The 15,351-nt window shown below is 33.7% G+C and carries 13 protein-coding genes; 6 read left to right on the top strand and 7 right to left on the bottom strand.

Annotation, left to right across the window (positions count from 1 at the left end; translation table 11 throughout):
- Window positions 1–294 precede the first annotated feature (294 nt).
- The 6 genes from ABD816_RS11915 to ABD816_RS11890 all read right to left on the bottom strand — a co-directional run bounded on the left by ABD816_RS11915 (window position 295) and on the right by ABD816_RS11890 (window position 5,224).
- Window positions 295–531, bottom strand: coding sequence for a CDGSH iron-sulfur domain-containing protein (locus ABD816_RS11915; protein ID WP_344927616.1), 237 nt, complete (start codon window positions 529–531; stop codon window positions 295–297).
- 165 nt (window positions 532–696) lie between these two features.
- Complete coding sequence (locus ABD816_RS11910; protein WP_344927614.1) at window positions 697–2,472, bottom strand: ABC transporter ATP-binding protein; 1,776 nt, start codon at window positions 2,470–2,472, stop codon at window positions 697–699.
- Between the two features lie 24 nt (window positions 2,473–2,496).
- Window positions 2,497–2,838 carry an avidin-fold protein gene (locus tag ABD816_RS11905; RefSeq protein ID WP_344927612.1) on the bottom strand — a complete coding sequence of 114 codons (342 nt, stop codon included), beginning with the start codon at window positions 2,836–2,838 and terminating at the stop codon, window positions 2,497–2,499.
- Entirely contained in the window at window positions 2,825–3,367 is a 543-nt protein-coding gene (locus tag ABD816_RS11900) for a metal-dependent hydrolase (RefSeq protein WP_344927611.1), read from the bottom strand. The genes ABD816_RS11905 and ABD816_RS11900 overlap by 14 nt, the downstream gene beginning before the upstream one ends.
- Before the next feature lie 38 nt (window positions 3,368–3,405).
- Window positions 3,406–3,768 (bottom strand): hypothetical protein, encoded by a 363-nt coding sequence (locus ABD816_RS11895; RefSeq protein ID WP_344927609.1) that lies wholly within the window; start codon window positions 3,766–3,768, stop codon window positions 3,406–3,408.
- A gap of 97 nt (window positions 3,769–3,865) precedes the next feature.
- Window positions 3,866–5,224, bottom strand: a complete 1,359-nt coding sequence (locus tag ABD816_RS11890; protein ID WP_344927607.1) for a DEAD/DEAH box helicase — start codon at window positions 5,222–5,224, stop codon at window positions 3,866–3,868.
- A gap of 85 nt (window positions 5,225–5,309) precedes the next feature.
- Here ABD816_RS11890 and ABD816_RS11885 point away from each other — a divergent pair, with 85 nt between their 5' ends.
- A complete protein-coding gene (locus ABD816_RS11885) occupies window positions 5,310–5,849 on the top strand; it encodes an NADPH-dependent FMN reductase (RefSeq protein ID WP_344927606.1) in 540 nt (179 codons plus the stop codon).
- Complete coding sequence (locus ABD816_RS11880; protein WP_344927624.1) at window positions 5,850–7,163, top strand: anthranilate synthase component I family protein; 1,314 nt, start codon at window positions 5,850–5,852, stop codon at window positions 7,161–7,163.
- A 91-nt stretch (window positions 7,164–7,254) separates the two neighbouring features.
- Here the strand turns inward: ABD816_RS11880 and ABD816_RS11875 are convergent, their stop codons facing one another.
- Window positions 7,255–7,959 (bottom strand): hypothetical protein, encoded by a 705-nt coding sequence (locus tag ABD816_RS11875; RefSeq protein WP_344927604.1) that lies wholly within the window; start codon window positions 7,957–7,959, stop codon window positions 7,255–7,257.
- A 158-nt stretch (window positions 7,960–8,117) separates the two neighbouring features.
- Here ABD816_RS11875 and tilS point away from each other — a divergent pair, with 158 nt between their 5' ends.
- From tilS to ABD816_RS11855, 4 genes are all read left to right on the top strand, one after another.
- Entirely contained in the window at window positions 8,118–9,431 is a 1,314-nt protein-coding gene (gene tilS / locus ABD816_RS11870; protein ID WP_344927602.1) for a tRNA lysidine(34) synthetase TilS, read from the top strand.
- Entirely contained in the window at window positions 9,431–11,452 is a 2,022-nt protein-coding gene (locus tag ABD816_RS11865; RefSeq protein WP_344927600.1) for a protein-disulfide reductase DsbD family protein, read from the top strand. Before tilS ends, ABD816_RS11865 begins: the two co-directional genes overlap by 1 nt.
- Before the next feature lie 84 nt (window positions 11,453–11,536).
- On the top strand, window positions 11,537–13,387 hold the full coding sequence (locus ABD816_RS11860; RefSeq protein WP_344927598.1) for a CocE/NonD family hydrolase: 1,851 nt from the start codon (window positions 11,537–11,539) through the stop codon (window positions 13,385–13,387).
- A 102-nt stretch (window positions 13,388–13,489) separates the two neighbouring features.
- Window positions 13,490–15,334 carry a DUF885 domain-containing protein gene (locus ABD816_RS11855; RefSeq protein ID WP_344927596.1) on the top strand — a complete coding sequence of 615 codons (1,845 nt, stop codon included), beginning with the start codon at window positions 13,490–13,492 and terminating at the stop codon, window positions 15,332–15,334.
- Window positions 15,335–15,351 lie beyond the last annotated feature (17 nt).

Genomic DNA, 15,351 nt, shown 5'->3' with positions numbered 1-15,351 from the left:
CCTGATAAAAGCTAACTTGCTTTTATAAAATCCCATAAATCTTCGCTAAAATTTACAATCAACAATTAAAATCTGAAAATATACAAAATAAAAAGACTGCCTAAATTACTTTTTAGACAGCCTCTTTTTTTAATACAAATTTAAATTCTAGTTGGTACGAGCAATAACATTTTAAACATAAAACATTCTTCATATCCGTATATATATTATTTTGAAAATAATTTTTAAATAAAATATACTACATAGCTTTACTACGAATAAAAACTTTTTTATCATAGTGTCACATTAAATAGCTTATGAATGTGATCCATCACAAAATGGTGGGTTTTTAGTCAGCTTGCAACTACATATATATGCCTTTTGGTTTTCTTCAACTGTGAAAATCTTAGGGGGTGTGCCTCCCTCTTTTCTATGAGTTCCATCACAAAAAGGTTGATCCTTACTATGTCCGCAACTACACCAGGCATAGTTTTTATTGGCTTCTAATTGACATGCAATTGGAGCATCCCCTCCTCTAATATTATTGTCCATAACTTTTGATTTTGTATACTCTAAATTATTAAATATCAAGTTAAGATCGAGTTTAAATAAGAATGGAGTCTAATACCGTGTATTGAGTTTTTAGTTTACAAAATTTTGAAAAGTAGAGTGTACAATGTGATTTACTATTTAGTACTCAATGCTTAAAAATATACATTAAATCCTTGCTTGATATGTATACAAATCAAAATATCTACCTTTTGCTGCAAATAAGGTTTCGTGGTTTCCGTATTCGGCAATTTTACCTGATTCTATGACTAGAATTTGATCTGCTTTCTTGATAGTACTCAATCGGTGCGCGATAACAAAAGTAGTTCTTCCTTTCATTAATTCAGCAAGACTTTTTTGGATAAAACCTTCACTTTCGTTATCGAGATTAGAAGTAGCTTCATCCAGAATAATAATTTTTGGATCTGCAAGAATCGCTCTTGCAATGGCAATACGTTGTCGCTGACCTCCTGATAATTTAACACCACGTTCCCCAATTAAAGTTTCTAATCCATCATCAAAGCGGTCTGTAAATTCATTAACATAAGCCGCTTTTACCGCTTTTTGTAATTCATCTTCTGTAGCATCAGGCTTTGGGAACAGAATATTCTCTCGGATACTCCCCTCAAATAAAAACTCATCTTGTAATACGACTCCCAGGTTACGACGATAACTATTTAGGTTTACCTTAGTAATATCATTTCCATCTATAGTGATACTTCCTGATTTTGGAGTTAAGAAGGAAGCTGATAGTCCGGCGATCGTAGATTTACCAGATCCGGAACTTCCTACCAGAGCAGTAACAGAACCTGGGGGAGCCTCAAAATTAATAGTATGTAATACATCTTTACCTTCTTCATAAGCAAATGATACATCCTTAAAAGTGATATGTCCATGAATGTCTTCCAAATAGATTGTTCTATTATCTGGATCTTCTTCAGGATCTAAGTTCATCAATTCTTCGGTTCTATCTAATCCTGCAAGCGCCTCTGTTAATTGACTTCCTATATTACTCATCTGTACAATAGGAGCAATCATAAAGGCAAGTACCATGGTGAAAAATAAAAAGTCACCTGCGGTCATAGAACCTTCAATCATATAATATCCACCGATTCCCATAATTCCTGTAGAGGCAATGCCTGCTAACAAAAAAGTAGAAGAACTACTCATTAATGCTGTTGCAGTTAAACTCTTTTTTACATTTTGAAATAGACGATCTACTCCCTTTTCAAACACAATACTTTCCTGAGCCTCTGCATTGAACCCTTTAATGACACGTACACCGGCTAATGTTTCTGTAAGTCTCCCTTTTACCTCGGCATTAATAACCCCTCTTTTTCTAAAAATGGGACGGATATATTTAAAAGCTTTTAATACTACAATACCAAAAATGGATATAGGAACTAGTACAAATAGGGTCATTAAAGGATTGATATAAATAAGAATGACCAAAGATACAGTTGCTGTAAGAGAGCCACCAACGAGCTGTACTAAACCAGTTCCAATTAAATTGCGTACTCCTTCTACATCACTCATGACCCTGGATACTAGGGCACCTGATTTTGTATTGTCAAAAAAACTAATTGGTAAGGATAGTACCTTTTTTTGAACTTGTACCCGTAGCTCTGAAATTAAGTATTGTGCTTGTACACTCAGAATCCTTGTAAGTAAAAAAGAAGTTATTGATTGAACAAATATAGCAACTCCTACGATTAGTAAAAGACTGTATAATTGATTAAAGTCTTTATTAGGAACCACTTCATCCAATAAGACTTTACTTTTCCAAGGTAATATAAAACCAGCAAGTCTACCTATTACAATTAAGATTAATCCAATAAATACCAGGTTACGCCTGGGCCAGATAATGGTCTTAAAGGCAGTAACTATAGAAACTTTTGATTTTTTCTTGTGATCTGACGGCGTGTCAGCAGCAAATGATCTCATTTTTTAATTTTTAGAAAGGTGTAATTAGCATTCAATATATTCAGAAATTCCTTTTTCATTGGAACCATCTAACCACTCCCAATGGAGCGTCAACCTTATTTTATTATCCGGGTTTAGTGTAATAGCTGCCATTGCTTTTCCTGCTTTTAGTTCATTTGAGTTGGTAACACATTGGTAGTGCATATGTAATTGTTTGTCTTTTAGAATAGCAATAATTTTGCCATATCGTATGGTACCTCCGTGGTATTCTGCGGTAATCAGGTCACCGTCTTGTTTGTACTCAAAAATAGTGTCGCTGTTTACTTCACCCTTTTCTGAATTTTCAACTAAGACAAACTTTTTATTATTAAAATCAATGCTTATCATTCTTCTTTCTTAATAGGGAAGCTACTAAGATATAGATAATCGCCGGAATGGCAATCCAGATAAATTCACTGAGTAATACGTTAACTCCTCGCATGCTAAAAAACCTGCTAGCACCAATCGGAGAGACTTTAATAGGACGCCACGGAAAAAAATAGCGAGTCGTATCAAGTGGAGAAAAAAAAGCAACCCCTTTTCCACCTGATGTGAGCGCATCTAATATACCATGAGAGGCAGTACATAAGGTAAAATATAATATTAATAGAATACCTGTCTTGTTCCTTATTTTATGACTATAGAAAATGAGGGTAACGAGGATGCCAAGTAATAAGGCAAAAACTAACGAGTGTGAAAATCCCCGATGTCCCCAGAAGCTTTCATAGGCAATATTAAATCTAAACCCAATCACATCTGCATCTGGAATGATGGCACATATAATGCCAAGTATCCAGAATTTTGGAGTAGCAATTTCTTTTGAAAAGGAGGTGCTTAAAGCAAATGCCGCAAAAGCGTGACCAAAGATGGAAGCCATATTATTTAGTAATTTACAGACCTAAAAGTACATAATCTCTAAAACATAAAACTGACATTTTGTAATATATAAAGAAACCATCCGCAAAAAAATGAGCTAAAGCCTATAGATGCGCCTAGAAATGTCCATATATTTTGAGGATCATACATCCAGAAAATTAAGGTTAGCATTATGATTGCACTAAAAAATAGTATTCTAAGTCCATCCAACGTATTATGGCGTACCAACCAGGCATTTAGACCTATGAGAATCATTATAAATGAAATGCCCGCAATAGCACTTAATAGACCTCTGATTGCAATTGCTGATAAAGTCATTTTTGGGATACTAAGACAAATACCACTTAAAATGAGGCCAGCGATAATGGCGATATAGGAAATTTGGACTTCGGTAAGTTTCATAATATGATGCTCTACTAATCTATGACTAAATTATGCACTGTGAGCTTCATAAAATACACTGTTTGTAGTATATAGGTACCCCTTGTATTCAGTAGTTTTACCGCTTCTTTTTCTTGTTCTTTAGATTATAGGTTTTATCTCCTCTGGTTTTAGGTTTTTTATATTTCTTTTTGATTTCACGGCTATAAGATCCTCCCAGATTCACCTTACTATTCTTAGCCGATTTTTCATGAAACGCGGCACCAGCATCTTCGTCATTAGGACGTTTGTGAGGATTATTTATCTCTTTTACAATTGGTTGCTCTTCTGGAGTTAAAAGCTCTGAGATTTCTACGGCATCCGGTAGCTCCAGTTGCTCGATTTCCATGTCCATTAAATTTTCAATAGAAGCTAATGCATCCAGCTCTTTTTCTGTGGTCAATACATAAGAAACACCTTCTCTTTCTGCACGCCCCGTTCTACCTATACGATGCATATAATTCTCTGGGTAATCCGGAGTATCCAGGTTGATTACCTGACTTACATGCTCTATGTCCAGTCCTCGCGCCATGACATCTGTGGCAATTAGAATACGGTTTTCTCCTTTTCTGAATTGCTCTATACTCCGTAATCGATAATTCTGCGTTTTATTAGAATGGATGATACAAATTTCATCTGCATAAGAATCTTGCAACTTTTCAAATAGACGATCCGCAATCTTTTTGTATCCAACAAAGATTAACGTTTTATGAAAGTTTTCTTTATCGGATAGTAAGTGTTTCAGCAGGTTTACCTTTGTATAAAAATTAGGAACTTTATATCCATACTGCTTTATGTTTTCTAGTGGAGTACCACTTTTAGCGACTGATATTTTTTCTGGTTTGATAAAGGTTTCAGTAATCATTTGATCTACTTCTTCTGTCATCGTAGCAGAAAACATAATATTTTGCCGTTGCTGTGGTAGAATATCAAAAATATTCATCAATTGATGCCTGAATCCGAGGTCTAACATAACATCCACTTCGTCAATTACAACCTTCTGTATAGATTTTAGTTGTAATACCCTACTTACTGCCAGATCATATAAACGACCGGGAGTAGCTACAATAATATCCAGTCCCGCAGCAACTGCTTGTTTTTGTGTATTTATATTGGTGCCTCCATATACTCCGGCAATACGTACATTAATATACGTAGATAGTTTTTCGATCTCATCCACTACCTGTACGACTAGTTCACGTGTAGGAACTAATACAAGCACTCTTGGGTTTTCTTGCTTAGAATATTTTAGCATACGTAAGATAGGAAGCATATAAGCATAAGTTTTGCCTGTTCCGGTTTGTGCAATACCTACGACATCTCTACCAGACATGACTACAGAAAAAGCTTGTTCCTGTATGGGAGTAGGGGTTGCAAATCCCAGATCATCTAATGCATTGATAAGCTGTGTGCTTAGGTTTAAATCTCTAAAAATCACCTGTACTATTTTTTGTGGTGCAAAGGTAGCCTTATTTTGCGACTGTTACCATTTTACTTACATTTGATGTTAAACACAAAATTCTATGAAGAATATTCTAGCTTTTGCAGGTTCTAATAGCAGTACATCTATCAACCATACGCTTGTAGAATATGTAGCTACACATATATCAGATCATCAGGTAAAAGTGCTGAAGTTGTCTAGTTATTCTATGCCGATCTATAGTGAAGATGAAGAAAAGAATAATGGGTTTCCAGGAATGACACTTGGATTAAAGCAAGAGATTTCTGAGGCCGATGCATTGGTTATTTCTGTAAATGAACATAATGGTAGTTGGAGTGCATTTTTTAAAAATAGTATTGATTGGTTATCTCGGTTAGATCGTAATTTTTTAGAAGGAAAAAAGATATTACTTATGAGCACAGCTCCGGGACAAAGAGGAGGATTAAGTGCATTAGAATTTGCAAAAAAGGTGCTACCCAGATTTGGAGGCGAAATTGTGCAAAGCTTTAGTTTCCCTTCTTTTTACACTAATTTTTCTCAAGAAACCAATGAGGTTACAGATGAAACCTTATTTCTGGGGTTAAGTGAGGTACTTAGTACATTTTCTCAACAAATTAAATAAATTGTGCGTAAGAGTAAAAAATATATACTGGATCACCCTGCAAAATTTAAAGAACATTTACTTCATTGGGCTCAACAATTTGAGGAAATAATTTGGTTAGATTCTAATACATATTCCCAAAAATACTCTAGTTATGATGTGATATTAGCGGTAGACGCATTTACATCGATAAAGACAGACTATGCCTCGGGATTTGATAAATTAAAAGAATATCAGGAGAAAGCAAACGATTGGATTTTTGGATACCTATCCTATGATCTTAAAAATGACACAGAAGCTTTGGTTTCTGCTAATATAGACTCCTTGGATTTTCCAGACTTATTTTTTTTTCAGCCTAAGAAGATTTTTCTTTTAAAAGGATCGGTAGTAGAGATGCAGTATCTTACTATGGTTGACGACGAAATATCAGAAGATTTTAATCAAATTTCTTTCAATACCGCAGCATCTTTAGCAGACGATAATAAAGAGACGGATTGTGGTAAGATTAAAATAAGTTTACGGATTACAAAAGACGTGTATAAGGAGAAAGTGCAGAAGATGTTACATCATATTTATAGAGGAGATATTTATGAAGCTAATTTTTGTCAGGAATTTTATGCCGAAAATAGTTGTTTAAATCCGCTACAAACATATCATCATCTTAACCAGATATCTGCTCCTCCTTTTGCTGTATATTTAAAAATGAATCAAAAGTATTTGTTATCTGCATCTCCTGAGCGATATTTAAAAAAAGAAGGTAATAAAATTATATCTCAACCAATAAAAGGAACTGCAAAAAGGTCAACAATAGAAGAAGAAGACAGAATGCTAATTGTGAATTTAGAAAAAGATCCCAAAGAGCGATCTGAGAATGTGATGATTGTAGATTTGGTGAGAAATGATTTGTCTAAAACTGCCTCTAAAGGAACCGTTAAAGTTGAAGAATTATGTGAGGTACATTCATTTAAGCAAGTCCATCAAATGATATCTACGGTAGTTTCAGAAATTGATCACCTAATCTCTCCGGTGGATGTAATTAGAACTACCTTTCCTATGGGGAGTATGACTGGTGCACCAAAAATATCTGCTATGAAAATTATAGAAGATTTAGAAGAATCTAAACGAGGTCTCTATAGTGGTGCTGTGGGCTACTTTACTCCAGAAAATGATTTTGATTTTAATGTTGTAATCAGGAGTATTTTATATAACGAAGAAAAACAATATGTTTCGTATACGGTAGGTGGCGCAATCACTGCTCAGTCTGATCCGGATAAAGAATATGAAGAGTGCCTGATCAAAGCAAAAGCGATGAGAGAGGTATTAGAGGGACTATAAATATATAAGTGAATATGTAAGATGCAAAAATTCTAATAATTAGTCATTAGGAGAATTAAGAAACATAAACAATTAACCGTCAATTATAGATTTATATCAGATTCTTTCTAAAACTTTTTCTCACCTTAATAATGGTTTCTTTTACTTCTAATGCCGTTATATTTTTAATTTTTGCTATTTCTTCAAAATTTAGTTTACCAAAAATAAATAAATCTACAATTTTTGAAGTTTCTAATGGTAACCAACTATAGAACTTGCCCAGAAGTTTTTGTTTTTTAGTTTCAGAAGAACCTTCGGATTCCATAATTTGTAAAATTCTAGCATCCTTACTGTTATAAATAAATTGGTGTTTTCTTTCAGGATTTTGATGGTATGAGATGTCATTTAATTCTTCATTCATAATCAATTCGTTGTCTGCATCAGAAGTATAGTTTTCTTTTAGTCTGTTAAGTTCTTCTTCTAAAAAGAAATTAGTACTAATACTTTTTTGATGCCAGCCTTCATTACTATATAATTGATCAATTAAAAGATCTGCGATCTTAAAGAGTTTTAGCTCTAATGATAAAGTATCCATATCAATATTAATGGGGGCATCATTATATAATTTTATGATAGCATCGTCAATGATTCCATTAGAACAATACATGTTTCGGGGTAAAACTCCCGTACTTTCTGCAATATATAAGCGGTGTTTTACATAAGGATGTAAATGAGGTACGACTGATAATATCTTTCTGTTGAACTCATTTTTAAGACTGTTTTTGTGGTTTTTAGGTATTTCTGCGACGTGGTTCATATAAATAATTGTTAGGAGTTGCTTAAAAATAATAAAAATAGCTGGACTATAGTGTTAAAATACTGATAATCAAAATGTAAAGATAGTTTTGATAAAAATTGTGTCAGGAATACAAAATCGTATATTTGAATAATTTCAAACAACCTAAAACGAAATATTTGCTAAAAGAATTTAAAAGTCATATTGATACTAATTTATCATTCTTAAGTAAGAAAAAAGTGTTGATAGCTTGTAGTGGAGGACTTGATAGTGTGGTTCTCACGATACTTTGTCATTCACTGGATATGTTTTGTTCTATTGCTCATTGTAATTTTAAGCTGAGAGCAGAAGAAAGTGATGGAGACCAAATTTTTACTGAAAATTTAGCCAATCATCTGGACATTCCTTTTTTTGTAACAAGTTTTGAAACTAATAACTATGCAAAAGAGTATGCGCTATCTACACAGATGGCAGCGAGAAAATTAAGATATGATTGGTTTAGAGAATTGCTGAACCAGCATGACTTTGATTATGTCTTGACAGCACATCATCTGGATGATAGTTTGGAAACTTTTTTAATTAATTTATCACGAGGTACAGGTATCGAGGGATTATTGGGTATTCCCGAAGTTAATGATATATATGTACGTCCGTTATTGCCATTCTCACGAGATCAAATTCTACAATATGCTACAGAGCATAAGTTGCAATGGCGTGAAGATAGTAGTAATAAGAGTACAAAATATGTCAGAAATAAACTCAGGCATCTGGTGATACCAGAACTATTATCCGTAAATCATACATTTTTACAAAATTTTGAAACTACAATAGAAAATTTACGAACAACCCATAGTTTTATTAATGAACAAGTAGGTCGTCTTAAGCAGGAACTTTTTGAATATTCCGGTACCGAAACTATAAAAATAAGTATTGACAGTTTACTAGGATTTGAGAATCCAAAAGGATATTTGTTTCTACTATTAAAAGAATATGGTTTTACGGCCTGGGATGATATATTGGATTTATTGACTGCACAATCCGGAAAACAGATTTTCTCTTCTACACACAGATTGATAAAAGACAGAACTTTTATTATACTAAGTCCATTAAATAAGATAGTTACGAAACAATCTTATAAAATCCCTGAGGATGAACATATGATTATGATTCCGTCTGGCATACTCAAATTTAAAGAAGTAACAGAAATGTCTGAGATTGATTTAAAAACGATTTATGTTGATAAAAAAACGTTAAAATACCCTTTGATCGTAAGAAAATGGAAAGAAGGCGACTATTTTTATCCCATAGGAATGAAAGGAAAAAAAAAGGTAAGCAAATACTGTAAAGATGAAAAATTGTCCGTATTAGCTAAAGAAAGAGTTTTCTTATTATGTTCAGAAGAAGATGTTGTATGGGTTATCAATTATAGAGCGGATAATAGATTTAAAATCACACCAACCACAGATCAAATTGTAAAAATAACAATCACCTGATGAGGAATAGTATAGTAATAGCAATTGCAATTTTATTTTCAAACATTTTGTTTTCTCAGGTTTTTGAGCCTATCAAATGGACCAGTAAGATAGAAAAGGAATCCGATGATGTTTACTTATTGTATTTTGAGGCTACACTTGATAAAGGTTGGCATGTGTACTCGCAGCGGGTTGTGGAAACTGATGAGATAGCACCAACAGCTACTGAGTTTACTTTTACCAATGAAGATAAAGCTTTTGAATTAGTTGGTGAGACCATAGAACCAAAGGGTATTGAGAAGTTTGATAAAGTATTTGAAATGGATATCAAGTATTTTGAAGATGAGGTTGTGTTTATCCAAAAAATCAAACATATAGATAAATCAGTAAAAGTTATAAAAGCTGAGGTTTTTTATGGAGTCTGTGATGATGAAAAATGTTTAGCTCCAGAAGTTATAGAATTTGTGTTTGATCTCGATAAATTAACGGCAAATATACAGACAGATGGTGACTCAGAGAATACTGAAAGTGCGCAGATAATTCCTGAGATAAAGAAAAATGTAAATGAATTAGCTTCTTCTGACGTTAAAGAAGAAGACCTTGATCAAAAGAGCAGTGACAAAAAAGGTTTATTTGCTATTTTTTTGATTGCTTTTTTATCAGGATTTGCAGCATTACTAACACCGTGTGTGTTTCCTATGATACCTATGACTGTTAGTTTTTTTACAAAACAAAGTAAAACAAAGGCAGCTGGTATCAAAAATGCAATTATTTATGGTGTATTTATTATTGTAATTTATGTAGGGTTAGGGTCTGTAATTACCGCTATTTTTGGAGCAGATGCGATGAATGAGCTTTCCACAAGTGTTTGGTTTAACCTTGTCTTTTTTACGCTACTTCTTTTATTTGCTACTTCATTTTTAGGAGCTTTTGAGATTATGTTGCCTAACTCTTGGGCCAATAAAGTGGATAGACAAGCAGACAGAGGAGGGGTGCTTGGTATCTTTTTTATGGCATTAGCTTTGGCAATTATTTCTTTTAGTTGTACAGGTCCTATAGTCGGTACTATCTTAGTAGAGTCTGCACTAAAGGGAGGAATAGCCCCTGTTGTTGGTATGTTTGGATTTTCCTTGGCAATAGCACTGCCATTTGCGCTTTTTGCAATGTTTCCGGGATGGTTAAATTCTTTACCAAAAAGTGGTGGGTGGCTTAATACAGTCAAAGTAGTTTTAGGATTTTTAGAACTGGCATTCGCATTTAAATTCTTATCTCAGGCTGATCTCGTTTTACAACTACATTGGTTAGAAAGAGAAGTGTTTTTAGCGATCTGGATAGCTGTTTTTGGTACTTTAGGACTTTATCTGCTAGGTAAGATTAAGCTCCCTCATGATTCTGCAATAGATCATATTTCTGTAGGCAGATTATTATTAGCACTTTTAACGATTTCATTTACAATATATCTAATCCCTGGACTTTGGGGAGCTCCTTTAAAATTGATTAGTGGCTTTCCTCCGCCAATGAGTTATAGTGAATCTCCGCATGGAGTAGGTAACACTAAAGGAATGGTTTCTCTAAATGAAGAATTGCCTGAAGGAGCCAAGTATGGTGAACACGATATTGTGTCATTTGTTGATTATCAACAAGGCATTGCGTATGCTAAAGAAGTTAACAAGCCCGTTTTAATAGATTTTACAGGATATGCTTGTGTGAATTGTCGTAAAATGGAAGAGAATGTCTGGTCTCAACCAGATGTATTAAAGTTATTAAAAAATGATGTCGTGTTAATATCTCTCTACGTTGATTATAAAAAAGAGCTTCCTGTAGAGGAACAATATATCTCTAAAACTACTGGTAAAAAAATAAAAACCATCGGTAATAAGTGGAGTGACTTTCAGATTACACGCTATAAGGCAAATGCACAGCCATACTATGTAATGATTGACCTGGATGAGAAAAATGTAATTGATCCGATTGCTTACACTCCGGATGCCAAAGAATATCTTACTTGGTTACAAAAGGGATTAGAGAATTTTAATAAATGATTTCAATCCTATTTAGTTAAAATCTCCTTAAAAATAGAAGTCTCGCTATTACGTTTTTTTATCTTGATCGATAAAATTAAACTCATGCAATTTATTAGACGCACTCTTTTACCTACACTATGTCTTTTAGTAGGAATTATTGGATCAGCTCAGGAAGCTCTCGATACGCTTATTGTAAAAAATCAGTATACAAAACAAGAAGTTGATATTGAGATGCGGGATGGAATAAAATTACACACTACTATCTATAGTCCTAAAGATACGAGTAAAACATATCCAATACTGATGCAGCGTACTCCTTATAGTTCTAAACCATATGGGGAGAATGAATTTAGAACTAAAATAGGACCTAATGATATTCTTGCTAAAGAAGGAAATATAATTGTTTATCAAGATGTGCGAGGGCGCTGGATGAGTGAAGGTGTATATGACAATATGCGTGCCTATATCCCTAATAAGAAAGGAAAACAATTTGATGAAGCCAGTGACACATACGATACTATAGAATGGTTGGTTAACAATGTGTCAAATAATAATGGAAAGGTAGGGATCTGGGGAATATCATATCCAGGGTTTTATGCAACCTATTCATTATTGGATGCACATCCTGCATTAAAAGCAGTCTCTCCCCAAGCTTGTATAGGAGATTTCTTTTTTGATGATTTTCATCACAATGGTGCCTATTTATTAAGTTATTGGAGAGCAACGGCCGTTTTTGGGTATGAAAAATCAAAACCGGTAAAAGAAAACTGGTATTCGTTTCCGGAACTTAACACAGAAGATCAATATCAGTTTTTTCTGGATGCCGGACCGTTAAGTAATTTGGATCAATATTATAAAGAAGATAATGTTTTCTGGACTCAACTCAAAGAACATCCTAACTATGATGAGTTTTGGCAAAAAAGAGGCATCATTCAGCATCTTAAAGATATTAAACCTGCTGTGATGGTAGTAGGTGGATTATTTGATGCAGAAGATCTATATGGTCCACTAGAGACGTATAAAAAAATAGAAGCAAATAGTGATACTTACAATACGATGGTTTTTGGACCTTGGAGTCACGGGGACTGGGCGAGAAGTAAAAAGAGGCAAGCTATTGGTAATGTATATTTTGGAGATGATATTTCTCTTAATTATCAGAAAAATATAGAAACTCCATTTTTTAATCATTTCTTAAAAGGAACTGGAGATAAAAATACAGGTTTATCAGAGATTAAAATTTTTGATACCGGAAAAAAGGAATGGAATTCATATGATACCTGGCCACCGGCAAATGCTCAGAAAAAAGTATTTTATTTATCAGAGAACAGTTTGTCTGATAATATGGGTAAAGAATCGTTGGCGTTTAATAGTGATCCTAAAAAGCCTGTTCCATATTCTGAAGATATCAAGATGGTTTTTACACCAAGAAAATATATGACCGATGATCAGCGTTTTGCAGCACGTCGCCCTGATGTTTTAGTATATGAAACTCCGGTTTTAACTGAAGATATGACACTTTCTGGAGAAATCGCAGCAAAATTAAAGGTTGCTACTACAGGTACAGATGCCGATTGGGTAGTTAAATTGATTGACGTATATCCCCCAGAGACTAAAGATACAGAAGAAACTCAGGATCATTTGAAAATGTCAAATTACCATATGATGGTGAGAAGCGAAGTATTGAGAGGGCGATTTAGAAATGATTTTAGTACGCCTGAGGCTTTTATTCCAAATCAAAAAACAGATGTTCAGATAAAGCTACAGGATGTACATCACACGTTTTTGAAAGGACATAAAATCCAAGTCCAGATTCAGAGTACCTGGTTTCCTTATATTGATCTTAATCCTCAGACATTTGTACCTAATATTTTCAAAGCAAAAGAAGAAGATTTTAAGAAACAAACACATACGGTTTATGAAGATTCATGCATAGAAGTGTATATTTTGAAATAATTGTATTCATTATCGTTTTGAATTTGTGAAAAAAGAAACCGTTTTTTAGTATTTTAGATTCAATTGATAACACTAAACTAATACATTCAAACATTAAACAAAATGAGCAAACCACAACTCACCATCTTATTTTTTTCTCTCCTTTTTATCTGTGTCAGTTGTAAAAAGGAAATTAATAAAACAGAACCAGCTCTTTCTGAGGAGCAGTTGATAAAGGAGCATTCTGAAAAAATGAATTATTGGTTTGAAAAACAATTTGAAGAAGATGTTGCTGATTTACCGGAGAAACAAACCAGATTAGGAATAAAAACTAAAGATTATGGTAAATGGAATGATATTTCTTCTAAAAAAGGTGCAGAGCGCTTAGAGAAAAGTAAAAAGCGATTAGGATATCTTAATGATTCTGTGGATGTTTCTAAATTAGATAAAGAAACATTACTTAGCTATAAGTTGATGAAACAAAAATTACAACAGCATATAGAGGATTATCAATATCGTTTTTATACATATCCTGTCAACCAAATGCATGGGATGCAATCCAGAGTTCCTGCATTTCTGATTAATATGCATAAAATTGACAACAAAAAAGATGCAGAAGCGTATATTTCTAGGCTTCACGGGATCGATACCTTGTTCAGACAATTACAGGAAAATATTACAATTAGAGAAAAAAATGGTATTATCCTACCTAAGTTTGTTTTTTCAATGGTTTTAGAGGATAGCCGAAATGTAATTACGGGTAAGCCTTTTGATGATTCTAATAAAGAAAGTACGTTGCTGGCAGATTTTAAAAGTAAGATTTCTGAATTAGAATTAACAGAAGAAGTTACTACAACATTGATTGCTCACGCAGAAAAAGCATTAATAGAAAGTACAAAACCTGCTTATGAGCGTTTGATCAATATGCTAGAGCAGCAAAAGGGGAGAGCTACCAGTGATGACGGAGCATGGAAATTCCCAAAAGGAGATGCATATTATAACAATGCATTAAAACGTACTACTACCACAAACATGACGGCAACAGAAATTCATCAGTTAGGATTAAAAGAAGTAGATAGAATTCACCAAGAGATGAAAGATATTATGAAAAAAGTAGCATTTGAGGGTACTCTTCAGAATTTCTTTGCTTTTATGAGAGATGATCCACAATTTTATTTCAAAAATGATAAAGAAGGAAAAGAAACATATCTTAAAGAGGCTATAGTTTTGATAGATGCTATGAAATCTAAATTAGATACCTTATTTCTTACCAAACCAAAAGCAGATCTAGAGGTAAAAGCTGTAGAAGCATTTAGAGAAAAAAGTGCAGGTAAAGCCTTTTATCAAAGAGGTACTCCCGATGGAACTAGACCAGGAAAATATTATGCTAATTTATATGATATGAAAGCTATGCCAAAATACCAAATGGAAGCATTGGCATATCATGAGGGAATTCCTGGACATCACATGCAATTGTCAATAGCTCAAGAGTTAGAAGGAATTCCTAAATTTCGAAAACATGGCGGATATACTGCCTATATAGAAGGCTGGGGATTATATAATGAATTTTTACCGAAAGAGATAGGTATGTATAGCGACCCATATTCTGATTTTGGCAGGTTAGCGATGGAGTTATGGAGAGCTTGCAGATTGGTGGTCGATACAGGTATCCATGCTAAAAAATGGACAAGAGAAGAAGGAATAAAGTATTATATAGACAATACACCAAATGCAGAGTCTGATGCTATAAAGATGGTAGAAAGACATATCGTGATGCCAAGTCAGGCAACAGCGTACAAGATAGGAATGAACAAGATATTAGAATTGCGTGAAAATGCTAAATCAAAATTAGGAGATAAATTTGATATCAGAGAGTTTCACGATGTAGTATTGACCAATGGAGCCGTTCCACTTACTATTTTAGAAGAATTGGTAAACGACTGGGTAGCTAGTAAAACAGATGCTTAAGGCGTTTAAAAAAAATC

This window comes from Aquimarina addita, assembly GCF_039539305.1.
In the GTDB taxonomy this organism is placed as follows: domain Bacteria; phylum Bacteroidota; class Bacteroidia; order Flavobacteriales; family Flavobacteriaceae; genus Aquimarina; species Aquimarina addita.
This window is presented reverse-complemented; position numbering and strand designations above follow the sequence as displayed.

Bases quoted from the DNA above. Each gene is read 5' to 3' on its own strand.
- ABD816_RS11910 (WP_344927614.1), bottom strand. From the start codon at position 2,472: ATGAGATCATTTGCTGCTGACACGCCGTCAGATCACAAGAAAAAATCA.
- ABD816_RS11895 (WP_344927609.1), bottom strand. From the start codon at position 3,768: ATGAAACTTACCGAAGTCCAAATTTCCTATATCGCCATTATCGCTGGC.
- ABD816_RS11885 (WP_344927606.1), top strand. From the start codon at position 5,310: ATGAAGAATATTCTAGCTTTTGCAGGTTCTAATAGCAGTACATCTATC.
- ABD816_RS11905 (WP_344927612.1), bottom strand. From the start codon at position 2,838: ATGATAAGCATTGATTTTAATAATAAAAAGTTTGTCTTAGTTGAAAAT.
- ABD816_RS11865 (WP_344927600.1), top strand. From the start codon at position 9,431: ATGAGGAATAGTATAGTAATAGCAATTGCAATTTTATTTTCAAACATT.
- ABD816_RS11875 (WP_344927604.1), bottom strand. From the start codon at position 7,959: ATGAACCACGTCGCAGAAATACCTAAAAACCACAAAAACAGTCTTAAA.
- ABD816_RS11915 (WP_344927616.1), bottom strand. From the start codon at position 531: ATGGACAATAATATTAGAGGAGGGGATGCTCCAATTGCATGTCAATTA.
- ABD816_RS11855 (WP_344927596.1), top strand. From the start codon at position 13,490: ATGAGCAAACCACAACTCACCATCTTATTTTTTTCTCTCCTTTTTATC.
- ABD816_RS11900 (WP_344927611.1), bottom strand. From the start codon at position 3,367: ATGGCTTCCATCTTTGGTCACGCTTTTGCGGCATTTGCTTTAAGCACC.
- ABD816_RS11860 (WP_344927598.1), top strand. From the start codon at position 11,537: ATGCAATTTATTAGACGCACTCTTTTACCTACACTATGTCTTTTAGTA.